The following is a 12,174-nucleotide window of genomic DNA, read 5'->3' as shown; positions in this document are numbered from 1 at the left end:
TTAATAAACATGAGGTTAGTCGCTATTTTATTAATAGGTTTTCGTGAAATGTCATGTTATTTGCACGATTGGTCAAGGACGATTTCGATGGATTGAGACAACTTTGTATCATCATTAAACAACCAGAAAACATGCAATCAGAAATCTTAGTTCTAGGGTCAACAGGAAGTATTGGTTATGCTTTTACCGAAAATTTACTTCGCAAAAATATTCCAGTAAGCATCATTGTTCGTGATGTAGCCAAGGCAAAAAATCTTTTTAAAGACTTTGACAATGTAGAAATTATCAAAGGTGATGCACAAGATTTGAACCTTTTAAAACAAGTTGCCGCCGACAAAAAGTATATTTTTCACGGGATTAATTATCCTTATGACCAATGGTTTGGCAACATGGATGTGGTGACTGCAAAGATTATTGAAGCTGCCAGTCTCAATCAAGCAATGATAGTTTTTCCTGGGAATGTTTACAATTATGGTAAAACCCCATTAATTAAAGAAGATTCTCCCGAGCATCCTTGCACCCGAAAAGGAGCTTTGCGTGTTGAGTTAAAGAAGATGTTGAAAGATGCCGCCCATACTGGGAAATGTAAAGTATTAGATGTGTGTTTGCCAGATTTTTGGGGACCTAATGTATTGAATGCGGGTATAAAGCCTATTTTTATAAATGCCATTAATGGTAACGCTCTTCCTTATTCTGTTCGTGTTGATATTCCACATCAGATGGTTTTCACCAAAGATGCTGCCGAAATGATAGTAAGATTGATGCAAAGAGGTGTTAAGCAACCTTATGAAAATTATAATTATGGCGGACAAGTACATCCAACCATGAAAGGTTTTCTAAACCAAATTTCAAGGTCAGCTGATGCTCCAGAAAAGATAACGGTTTATCCCAAATGGTTATTTACAGTATTAGGAATTTTTATGCCAGTAATGAAAGAAGTAAAAGAGATGCTTTACCTTTTTGAGGGAACTGTAATACTGGACGACAGTAAAGTGAGAAGTATTTTTCCAACTTTTAAAGAAACCCCTTTGCAAGAAGCCATTACTGAAACGTTGGATTGGTTTAAGGAGAATGAGCTTGGGAAGTAGCTGTGAGCGGAAAGCCTTGAATAGTGAGATTTTTTTTAGTTTAACATTTTACCTTTTAAACAAACAGATATTAAATACATAAAACATTATGAAAACGATATTAAGACTTGAAGAAATGGCTGAATTTGTGTTGGGAATACTAATTTTCAGTCGATTGGAGTTTGCTTGGTGGTACTTTCCAGCATTGCTACTTACACCAGATTTAGGGATGTTAGGTTATTTAGTTAATACTAAAGTGGGTGCTTGGCTATATAATTTTGTTCATCATAAAGCCTTAGGCATTAGTATGTTAGTGCTAGGTTTCTATCTACAAAACCAAATCATTTTATTAGTGGGAACAATTCTATTTGCACACTCAGCCTTTGATAGAATGATGGGCTATGGCTTAAAATATGAAGATAGTTTTGGGAATACGCATTTGGGAAAGATAGGGAAGTAGCTGTTAGCAGTGAGCTATGAGTGATGAGTAATGAGCTTTTAAAGAGGGAACACTTACTAAAACTCCAAGGAATGAGTCAAAAGTAATAGAATAGGTTTGTGAGCGGTTTACCGCCACGGTTTTAAATGAAATCACTAACTCACTCACTCACTCAATTACTCACGCTACCATTTTAGGGTTTTTGCGATACACGTTTGGAGTATATCCTGTCCACTTTTTGAAGGAACGAAAGAACACACTTGGTTCAGAATATCCTAGTAAATAAGCAATGTCTGTCGTGCTTAAATGTGTTTCTTGTAGATGTTGAACAGCCAAGTTCTTACGAATGTCATCAAGGAGTTGCTGAAAAGTGACTCCTTCTTCTTTGAGTTTCATTTGTAGTGAACGTAACCCAATGCCCAGATTCCTAGAAATATTAAATAACGATGGCTCTTCCCCTTTTAGTCCGTCCAAAATCTCTTTCTTAACCTTTTCTTTGATAGAATTATCTTGTTTAAGGCTACTCAGAATACTTTGTGCGTGTTTATCAAACAAGGGGAAAAGATTTGGATTGGCATTCAGAATAGGATAGTCTAAGTACTTTTTATCAAAAACGATTCCTGTAATATCACTTTCAAAGAGTACCTGCTCAGTCTTAAAAATGCGTTGGTACTCACTTAAATGTGGTGAATAAGCAGGATAATTAAAATGCACTGCATGAAGGGGTAATGCTCTACCAAGCATACCTTTTACGGCTTCATTATAAATAGATAATTCAGATTCAAAAGCATATTGCGGATAAAGCATATCCTCGCTTAACTGTGTTAAAGTTACATAAGCCAAATCGTCTTTTATATAAAACTCAGTTTTTGAACCATCACAAACGATGTCTTGATATTGGCAAAGTTTTTCTAAGGCTTTGCCTAGAGTAGGGCAGTGCATCATTACGTAAGCTAAAATCCCTACGGCAACAGTATTGATTGATTCCCCAATATGCAATGCTAAATGTTCATCACCCGTCATTTCCACGGCTTCTTTCCATAATTCTTGCACTTTTCTGATAGGTAAACGAGCGTCAGGGTCTTGAAGCATATCGGCTGTCAATCCTACTTTTTCGCACAGCACATTATATTCAGCACCTCTTTGTTGGGCTGAATAGAGAATTAGGTTAAAAGAAGAAACAGAAAGTGTGTTGGACATATTGTTAAGCTGTGATTAGTGAGCTATGAGCTATGAGTAGTGAGCTATGAGCTGTGAGCAATGAGCTATGAGATTTAATTTTTTAGCCTAAAAAAGCTCATAGCTGACAGCTAATATGAGCAATGAGATTTAATTTTTTAGCCTAAAAAAAGCTCATAGCCTACAGCTAATATGAGCTATGAGATTTAATTTTTTAGCCTAAAAAAAAGCTCACAGCTCAATGCTCATAGCTGACAGCTAATATGAGCAATGAGATTTATTTTTTAGCCTAAAAAAGCTCATAGCTCACTGCTCATAACTGACAGCTAATATGAGCAATGAGATTTATTTTTAGCCTAAAAAAAGCTCACAGCTCACAGCTCATAGCTGACAGCTAATATGAGCAATGAGATTTATTTTTTAGCCTAAAAAAAGCTCACAGCTCAATGCTCAAAGCTTACAGCTAATAAACTACTTCAAATAACGCCAATCTTCGTTGCCAGTCAAAGCCAATAAAGATTCGTAAATCAAATTAATTACTGCTTGTACATCGTCTTTCGCAACGGTTTCAACAGTCGTGTGCATGTATTTCAATGGTAAAGAAATCAACGCAGAAGCTACTCCCTCAGTTGCATAAGCAAATGAATCGGTATCCGTACCAGTAGAACGAGAAACCGCCTGACGCTGGATTTTGATTTCTTTAGATTCAGCTACGTCAATAATAAAATCACGTAGGTTATTTTGTACAGCAGGACCATAACAAATTACTGGGCCAGCACCACATTTTAAATCACCTTGTTCTTTTTTATTATACATCGGCGACTGTGTGTCATGGGTAACGTCTGTAACAATTGCTACGTCTGGCTTCAAACGTCTTACAATCATTTCAGCACCACGTAAACCGATTTCTTCTTGTACAGCATTGACTACATACAGGGTAAAAGGTAATTCAACCTTGTTTTCCTTGAGCATACGCGCTACCTCCGCAATCATAAAGCCACCCATGCGGTTATCTAATGCACGCCCTACGAAATAACGATTGTTCAATTCAGTTAAACCATCTTCAAAAGTTACCACCGTTCCAACATGAACACCCATTTCTTCCACTTCCTTTTTGTTGGCAGCACCCAAATCAATAAAAATATCATTAACAGTTGGTGCTTTGTCTTTTGATAAATCACGCACGTGAATAGCAGGATAGCCAAATACGCCTTTTACAATACCTTTCTTCGTGTGTAAATTACAACGCATAGACGGAGCAATCACGGCATCAGAACCACCATTTCTTCTTACAAAAATATAACCATTATCGTCGATATAGTTTACAAACCAAGAAATTTCGTCAGCATGTGCTTCGATAACTACTTTATAAGATTTTGCCAACGATGCATTGTTTGGTTTAATCACGCCAACAGCTGTACCATACACATCAATAATAGTTTCGTCGATATAAGGTTTGATATAGTCTAACCAAATTTGTTGTCCCGATGCTTCAAAACCAGTTGGTGAAGCATTGTTAAGGTATTCGTAGAGAAATGTTTTTGCGTTTTCAGTCATAATTAAAGTATTGATATATTTCGAAATGTCATTTTTACAAAAATACAAAACCCCAAAGGTTTTTAAAGCCTTTGGGGATAAAAATCAATTTTTAGTTAAATATCCTGCAAAAAAGAAGCTCAAAGCTCACAGCTACAAAGGAATATTCCCATGTTTCTTCCTTGGTAAATTAGCTACTTTATTTTCCAACATTTTAAAAGCACGTATTAATTTCTGACGCGTTTCTGAAGGCTGAATTACTTCATCAATATAGCCACGATGTGCCGCTCGATAAGGATTAGCAAATTTCTCGGTATAATCCTCTACTTTTTCTTGTAATTTCTCAACTGGGTTTTCTGCTTCTGATATTTCTCTTTTAAAAATAATCTCCGCCGCACCTTTTGCACCCATCACCGCAATTTCGGCTGTTGGCCAAGCATAGTTCATATCAGCACCAATGTGTTTGGAATTCATTACATCATAAGCCCCTCCATAGGCTTTGCGCGTAATTACCGTAATTCTTGGTACGGTAGCTTCACAGAAAGCATACAATAGTTTTGCTCCATGAGAGATGATGCCGCCCCATTCTTGGTTAGTGCCAGGCATAAACCCGGGTACATCTTCTAACACCAATAATGGAATATTGAAACAATCGCAAAAACGAACAAATCTGGCAGCTTTCTGACTTGCCTGAATGTCTAGTACTCCTGCCATTACGATAGGCTGGTTGGCTACGATACCAATGCTTCTGCCTGCCAAACGAGCAAAGCCTACGACAATATTTTCAGCATAGTTTTTATGTACTTCAAAGAATGAGTCGGTATCAGTAATATGCTCAATTACTTCCTTGATATCATAAGGCTGATGTGGGTTTTCTGGAATGATAGCGTCCAAGCCTTTTCGTTCTTCATTGCCTATTTCATAGGGTAGGGAAGGCGCTTTATCTTCGCAGTTCTGAGGAACATACGATAATATTTTTTTGATGTTATTGATACAGACCACTTCGTTGGCACAAGAAAAATGTGTGACGCCCGATTTGGTAGAATGCGTAGAAGCGCCGCCCAATTCTTCAGAAGTAATTACTTCATGGGTAACAGTCCTTACCACATTTGGGCCTGTTACAAACATATAAGAGGTGTTTTCAACCATTAAAATAAAGTCGGTTATCGCTGGCGAATACACGGCTCCACCTGCACATGGTCCCATAATGGCTGAAATCTGTGGAATTACGCCCGAAGCCAAGGTATTTTTATAAAAAATATCCGCATACCCTGCCAAAGAAGTAACCCCTTCCTGAATCCTAGCACCACCAGAATCATTCAGACCAATAATAGGAGCACCATTTTTCATGGCTAAATCCATAATCTTGCAGATTTTTTCCGCATGTGTTTCGGATAACGCTCCGCCAAAGATGGTAAAATCTTGAGCAAATACATAGACCAAACGCCCATTTACGGTGCCATAGCCCGTAATTACGCCATCTCCCAAGTAATATTCTTTATCTAACCCAAAATCTTTACAGCGATGCATTACGAATTTGCCAATCTCTTCAAAACTACCTTCATCCAATAGCAACATTACCCTTTCGCGTGCTGTCAGCTTTCCTTTTTTGTGTTGAACCTCAATTCGTTTTTCACCTCCACCCAATAAAGCTTCAGTATTTTTCTTTGCTAATTCATCAAATTTTACTTGATTGCCCCCTGTATTCATTTTGAATGATTTTGTTCTATTGTTTTATTAGAATTCTTATCAAAGATATACTTTCAAATAGCAATTGCCTGCAAAAACAATATAGTTTCTTGATTTTGTATAATTTTATTTTTTTTGTGTATTTTAATGAAAACTCTAGCGATATTCTGATAAATTACACAATAATAAATATAAATAAATAGTCTTATACTAGATTGAATGCTTATCTTGGTTCGTTTTTATCAAAATTGTTTTATATCACTCAATATAAGGTTGTAGTTTGGTTAAACAATGAAGCTGTTTAAACGTTCCGTTTCTGAGGTGAAAGTATTGTATTTTTGAATTGATTTTTTTAAAATTTGGGAAGCATAGCATCGCTACGTTGAGAAAATTTTGGAACAAGCTATGCTAAAAGACTTAGTTTAACCCGAAAGGGAAAGTTTAAACAGCTTCAATATTATGATTAAAAGACAAAAAATATTAAATGAAGCATGAATAAAAATTACATTTGGAAATTTTTCATACTATTTTTTCTACAAATTGCCCGACAAGGTTTTTCTCAGATTGGAGGTAATCAAAGCTTCAGTTTTTTGAATATTCCCAGCAATCCTGTCACGTTAGCTTTGGGTGGGATGAATGTTTCTTATACCAATAAAGATATAAATGTACTTTTCCAAAATCCTGCTCTTTTAGATACTACTTTGCATAATCTTTTAGCTGTAAATTATATTCCTTATTTTGCAGGCATCAATTATACCACGGCTGCTTATGGTCGAAGTTTCAAGAAAAACATTGTTGCTTTAGGTGTTCAGTCGGTTAATTATGGCAATTTTCAATTAACAGATGCTGCTGGAAATATTCTTGGACAATTTACCGCTAATGATGTAGCACTTACATTATCCAGTGCTAGGACTCAAGGCAATATTACCTTCGGGGGAAGTATAAAATATGTATCATCTGTCATAGAAAGTTATTCAGCGGTAGCTTTATTGTTAGATTTTGGTGCTATATTTAAGCATCCTACCCAAGCATTGACGCTTGGGATAAGTGCAAAAAATATAGGAGCATTATTAAAAGCCTATACTCCGTTTGATAATAGCAATATACCTTTTGATGTACAAGCAGGTATTAGTTTTAAACCTAAATATATGCCAGTCCGTTTTTCATTTACGGCTCATCACTTATATCAATACGATATTGCATATTTAGATAAAACTATTATTAAAAAAGACTTTAATGGTAATGTCATTGAGAATAAAGTAGGTATAGCAGATAAAATTGCAAGGCATTTTGTCATTGGCACAGAAATTTTGCTAAATAAAAATTTTCATGCTTTAATAGGGTATAATCATTTAAGGGCTGCCGAGTTGAGTCAACAGAATATCAGTGGCTTTTCTGGGTTCTCCTTGGGTTTCTTAATACACACCAAACTCTTGGATTTTTCCTATGGGTATTCAGGCTATAATACCGCAGGAAATTTGAATAGTTTTGGTTTAGTTTGTGACTTAAACAGAATAATAAAATAAAAATTCACCGTTCTACACGTTGGTTAAATCCCCAATTCGTGGAACGTTTAAAAGATGGCAAATTTAGAATCATTAACTCCTAAACAAATTGTCGCAGAACTCGACAAATACATCATTGGGCAAAAAGATGCCAAGAAAAATGTAGCAATTGCACTTCGAAATCGCTGGAGACGGATGAATGCTCCAGAAGATATGCAAAAAGAAATTACACCCAATAATATCCTAATGATTGGCTCTACTGGTGTCGGAAAAACTGAGATAGCACGTAGATTAGCCAAGTTGGCTGACGCTCCGTTCACAAAAGTAGAGGCGTCAAAGTTTACAGAAGTAGGGTATGTAGGGCGTGATGTAGAATCAATGGTCAGAGATTTAGTTGAATCGTCTATTCACCTAGTACAAACCGCCAAAAAAGAAGAAGTAAAAGATAAAGCCTCTGAAATTGTAGAAGAGATTATTGTAGAAGCATTGGTGCCATCAATGGGCAAAACAGGTAAAAAGAAAAAGCAAGACAGGGTTGGGTTTGATAATGAAGTACCTGAAAGTGATGAAGAGTTGAACCAAAGAACCAGAGAGTTATTCCGTGAAAAATTAAGAAGAGGAGAACTTGAAAACCGAAAGATTGATATTGCTGTTCGCAGTGTAAATACGCCCAACATTGGAGTGATGGGTGGACCAATTGATGAAATGTCGATGATGAATATTTCTGAAATGATTGGAGGAATGTTACCCAAAAAAGAGAAAAAGCGTAAGATGACTATCGCTGATGCGCGAAAGGTACTTTTGGAAGAAGAATCCGCAAAACTGATTGATATGGATGAAGTAAAGGAGGAGGCTATCAGAAAAGCTGAGAACTTAGGGATTATCTTCATTGATGAAATAGATAAAATAGCCTCGTCGAGAAGTGGCGGAGGTGGTCCCGACGTAAGTCGCGAAGGCGTACAAAGAGATATGTTACCTATTGTGGAAGGTTCTACGGTGAATACTAAGTATGGTGTCATTAATACTGACCACGTGCTGTTTATTGCAGCTGGGGCTTTTCATGTTTCAAAGCCGAGTGATTTGATTCCTGAGTTACAAGGTAGATTCCCTATCAGAGTAGAATTACAGAGTTTGAAGGAAGAAGACTTTTATAGAATTTTAAAAGAACCTAAAAGTGCTTTGACGAAGCAGTACATTTCTTTATTACAATCAGAGGGAGTAGAATTATCGTTTGATGATGAAGCCTTAGCAGAGATTGCGAGAATAGCTTTTGCCGTAAATTCAGAAGTTGAAAATATCGGAGCAAGGCGTTTACAAACGGTAATGTCACATTTATTAAACGATATTATGTTTGATATACCCGATGTGATAGTTCCTAATGAAAAAATAGTGATTGGGAAAGACCTAGTAATAGAACGCTTGGGAGGAATGGTAAAAAACAGAGATTTGAGTCAATATATTTTATAAAATATCAATGTCCATAAAAAAGAGCTTCTTGAAAATTTCAAGAAGCTCTTTTTGGTACAATACCTTTAGAAAATTGGGGCTAATTACTTACCTCTTTCGTTATAAACTTTTTGTAATTTGATAGCTACAACAGTAGAAGCACCCATGAGTGCGATAAAGAAAGCCCAAGTTAATAATGTTCCAGACATTTTTATATGATTTTGAAGGTTCAAATATTCGATTTTTTCTTGCTTACAAAGGTAACTAAGAATTACCAAATATAGATTATTCGGGATTAATTCTTTGTTTAATTTAGCTACTAAACACGTAAAATAAGGTTTACAATACGCCTTTTGTTGAAGGGAGAATATCTAAATCTTTGATTTCACGCTTCGTTGCCATTTTGATAGCCTTTGCAAAAGCTTTAAAAATAGCTTCTATTTTATGATGCTCATTATCAGCTTCGGCTTTGATGTTCAAATTACATTTGGCAGTATCTGTAAACGATTTGAAGAAATGGAAGAACATTTCTGTAGGCATTTCCCCGATTTTCTCACGCGAGAATTTAGCATCCCAAACCATCCAGTTTCTTCCTGAGAAGTCAATCGCTGCATGTACCAAGGCTTCGTCCATCGGCAATAAGTAAAATCCGTAGCGGGTAATTCCTTTTTTATCACCCAATGCTTTTAAATAAGCCTCGCCCAAAGCTAAAGCTGTGTCTTCAATCGTATGGTGTTCATCGATATGTAAATCGCCATTTACTTTGATGGTCAAATCTGCACCCGAATGTCTCGCTAATTGGTCTAACATGTGGTCGAAAAAGCCTAAACCAGTATCAATATTTGATTTACCTTTTCCATCTAAATTGACAGTTACCCAAATTTGTGTTTCTTTCGTAATACGTTCTATGCTACCAATACGCTCTGGTAAACGTATAAACTGATAAATTTCGTCCCAATCTTTTGACGTAATAGCGATAGCCTCTTCCAATGTTTTATCTTCTGGTTGGGCATCGCCTAAATAAATTGCCTTAGCTCCTAAATTGATGGCTAATTGAACATCAGTGAGTCTGTCTCCTAAAACGAAAGAATTTTTTAAATCATAAACGGTTTCATCAAAATATTTTTGCAACATTCCCGTTCTTGGCTTACGTGTTGGCGCATTTTCGTGTTCAAAGGTATGGTCAATGTGAACATCAACGAAATGAATATTTTCATTAGTCAATGTTTCCATCATTTTGTTGTGAGCAGGCCAAAAGGTATTTTCTGGAAAAGAGTCTGTTCCTAAACCGTCCTGATTTGTTACCATTACCAATTCAAAATCTGCCTCTTCGGCTATTTTGCGAAGATTAGAAATTGCTTTGGGAAGAAACGCTAATTTTTCTAGAGAATCTACTTGGAAATCTGTTGGAGGTTCAACGATAATAGTACCATCACGGTCAATAAACAATATTTTTTTCATAAAATATAATATGATTCCAAAATCATGAATTTGAAATGGGAATCACAAAATTAGTACGACAATCCTAGAGTTTTATCACTTTTTTCAAATTTGCTTGATGTTTATTGTTTTGGATGCCTGATTTTTGTATAAAAATCTATTTTTAAGCAAAAGTAGTAAGATTTAGGGAGGGAATAAATTGTAAAAATTGAGTGGAAATTCTTAGGAAAGATTTGCCATTGAAAATATTTTGAGTGTTTTTTAAATAATAAGGTTGTAATTTTGAATCGACATTAAAAGAATTATAAAAATAAGAGTATGAATTTATTTGGAGAACTTAAAGAGCTGTTTGCAGGAGATATTCCATTAAAAATTGCTAATATAACAGGGGAAACAGAGGCGAAAGTAAAAGTGGCTATTGATGGACTAATCCCTACATTGATTGGAGGTTTGATGAAGAGAGTCTCTAATGAAGCAGGTGCTACTACTTTGATGAACGTTATTCAACGTGGCAAACACGATGGAAGTATTAATGATAGATTAGGTGACTATTTAAAAGATAAAGAAAGTTTTGCCCCACTTTTTGAACAGGGTAGTAGCGTAATTAGCTTGCTTTTGCCTGATAAAAAAAGCTCGGTCGCTACCTTGATTTCACAATACGCTAGTATCAGAAATTCATCTGCTACGTTGATAATGGCTGGCGTTGCGCCGATTATTGTGGGTAAATTAGGGAAGCTGGTCATTAGCCAAGGGCTAGATAAAATACATTTAGCTAATTATTTATTAGAACAAAAGGCTTATTTGATTGATGAAACACCAGAGGCTCTTCAACCTAAAATGATTGATACTTTGGGTATTGCCGTTTTCATGAGTCAGGAGATAAAACCAATACAGTTTGCTCCGGCAGCGCCTATTAAATCTGTTTCTGTGAATAATCCTGTGGCTGCCAAACCAATGGCAGAACAGAAAGTAACCTACTCAGGGAAAAACTATGAAAGTGAGGATTCAGAATCAATGAAAATCCCGAAATGGTTTTTGCCTTCTATATTAATCGTGGCAGTAATCGCTGGACTAGGATATTTTGCGTTCACTTACGACTGGAAAAGCCTTAGTAATTCATCTACTGCGATGACCGATTCTTCTGATATGGAAGAAGTAACAGGGGCTGTCATTGATACAAATAGCCTATCAAAAGATACTACCGTTGCTAAAGTAGATACGGCTAATACCATTAACGAAACAAAAACAATAGGAGTGAATTTGCCAAATGGTCAAAAAGTAGATTTGACAGATGGTTCTTTTACCTACAATTTTGCTAGATACTTATCTGATTCAGTTGCTGCTCCCAATAGAATTTTCACTTTTGATCATATCGGATTTGAAGGTAATACCGCAGCCCTAGCAGCAGGTTCTGACAAAACTGTTAGTGATTTAGCCAAAATTATCTTGGCTTATCCACGTGTACAAATTAAGCTAACAGCTTTTACGGATAATACGGGTGATTCTCTCCAGAACATAAGATTAACAGCCAGACGTGCAGTAGCTATTAGAAATATCTTGATTGGTAATGGTATTAAGGATACTAGAATTGATTTTGCAGGAAGAGGCTCAAGAAACCCTATTGCAAGCAATGCTACCGAAGAGGGTAAAGCTAAAAATAGAAGAATAGAATTGAAAGTTGTAAAGAAATAATCATTAAAAAGGCTAACATTATTGTAAAATGTTAGCCTTTTTAATTTCCCTTTGGTTATCATTGGCTTCCCTTTAGTAATATAATTATTTGATTATCAATACATTATAAATAAAATAACCCCGAAAAAGTGTCAATATTGGCAATTTTCAGGGTTTTTCTGTATTTTGTTTCTGCTAAAAA

At 35.9% G+C, this 12,174-nt stretch carries 9 protein-coding genes; 5 read left to right on the top strand and 4 right to left on the bottom strand.

Annotation, left to right across the window (positions count from 1 at the left end; translation table 11 throughout):
- Positions 1-131: 131 nt before the first annotated feature.
- Both VB264_RS13865 and VB264_RS13860 read left to right on the top strand, forming a co-directional pair.
- Positions 132-1,088, top strand: coding sequence for an NmrA family NAD(P)-binding protein (locus VB264_RS13865; RefSeq protein ID WP_323250299.1), 957 nt, complete (start codon positions 132-134; stop codon positions 1,086-1,088).
- A gap of 88 nt (positions 1,089-1,176) precedes the next feature.
- Positions 1,177-1,527 (top strand): DUF4260 domain-containing protein, encoded by a 351-nt coding sequence (locus VB264_RS13860; protein ID WP_323250297.1) that lies wholly within the window; start codon positions 1,177-1,179, stop codon positions 1,525-1,527.
- Between the two features lie 159 nt (positions 1,528-1,686).
- Here the strand turns inward: VB264_RS13860 and VB264_RS13855 are convergent, their stop codons facing one another.
- From VB264_RS13855 to VB264_RS13845, 3 genes are all read right to left on the bottom strand, one after another.
- Positions 1,687-2,706, bottom strand: coding sequence for an AraC family transcriptional regulator (locus VB264_RS13855; protein WP_323250295.1), 1,020 nt, complete (start codon positions 2,704-2,706; stop codon positions 1,687-1,689).
- Positions 2,707-3,156: 450 nt separating this feature from the next.
- Positions 3,157-4,242, bottom strand: a complete 1,086-nt coding sequence (locus VB264_RS13850; RefSeq protein ID WP_323250293.1) for a M42 family metallopeptidase — start codon at positions 4,240-4,242, stop codon at positions 3,157-3,159.
- Positions 4,243-4,374: 132 nt separating this feature from the next.
- Positions 4,375-5,931, bottom strand: a complete 1,557-nt coding sequence (locus VB264_RS13845) for an acyl-CoA carboxylase subunit beta (RefSeq protein ID WP_323250291.1) — start codon at positions 5,929-5,931, stop codon at positions 4,375-4,377.
- A 470-nt stretch (positions 5,932-6,401) separates the two neighbouring features.
- Between VB264_RS13845 and porQ the strand changes: the two genes are divergently transcribed.
- Together porQ and hslU are read left to right on the top strand one after the other, a co-directional pair.
- Positions 6,402-7,436 carry a type IX secretion system protein PorQ gene (porQ, locus tag VB264_RS13840; RefSeq protein WP_323250288.1) on the top strand — a complete coding sequence of 345 codons (1,035 nt, stop codon included), beginning with the start codon at positions 6,402-6,404 and terminating at the stop codon, positions 7,434-7,436.
- A gap of 54 nt (positions 7,437-7,490) precedes the next feature.
- A complete protein-coding gene (hslU, locus tag VB264_RS13835) occupies positions 7,491-8,882 on the top strand; it encodes an ATP-dependent protease ATPase subunit HslU (protein ID WP_323250286.1) in 1,392 nt (463 codons plus the stop codon).
- Positions 8,883-9,200: 318 nt separating this feature from the next.
- Here the strand turns inward: hslU and hisB are convergent, their stop codons facing one another.
- Positions 9,201-10,322: a bifunctional histidinol-phosphatase/imidazoleglycerol-phosphate dehydratase HisB gene (hisB, locus tag VB264_RS13830; protein ID WP_323250284.1), complete on the bottom strand. Its 1,122-nt coding sequence runs from the start codon at positions 10,320-10,322 to the stop codon at positions 9,201-9,203.
- A gap of 297 nt (positions 10,323-10,619) precedes the next feature.
- Here hisB and VB264_RS13825 point away from each other — a divergent pair, with 297 nt between their 5' ends.
- Positions 10,620-11,993, top strand: a complete 1,374-nt coding sequence (locus VB264_RS13825; protein ID WP_323250281.1) for an OmpA family protein — start codon at positions 10,620-10,622, stop codon at positions 11,991-11,993.
- The last annotated feature ends 181 nt before the right edge of the window (positions 11,994-12,174 follow it).

Source organism: Arcicella aquatica (assembly GCF_034928825.1).
GTDB classification, from domain to species: domain Bacteria; phylum Bacteroidota; class Bacteroidia; order Cytophagales; family Spirosomataceae; genus Arcicella; species Arcicella aquatica.
This window is presented reverse-complemented; position numbering and strand designations above follow the sequence as displayed.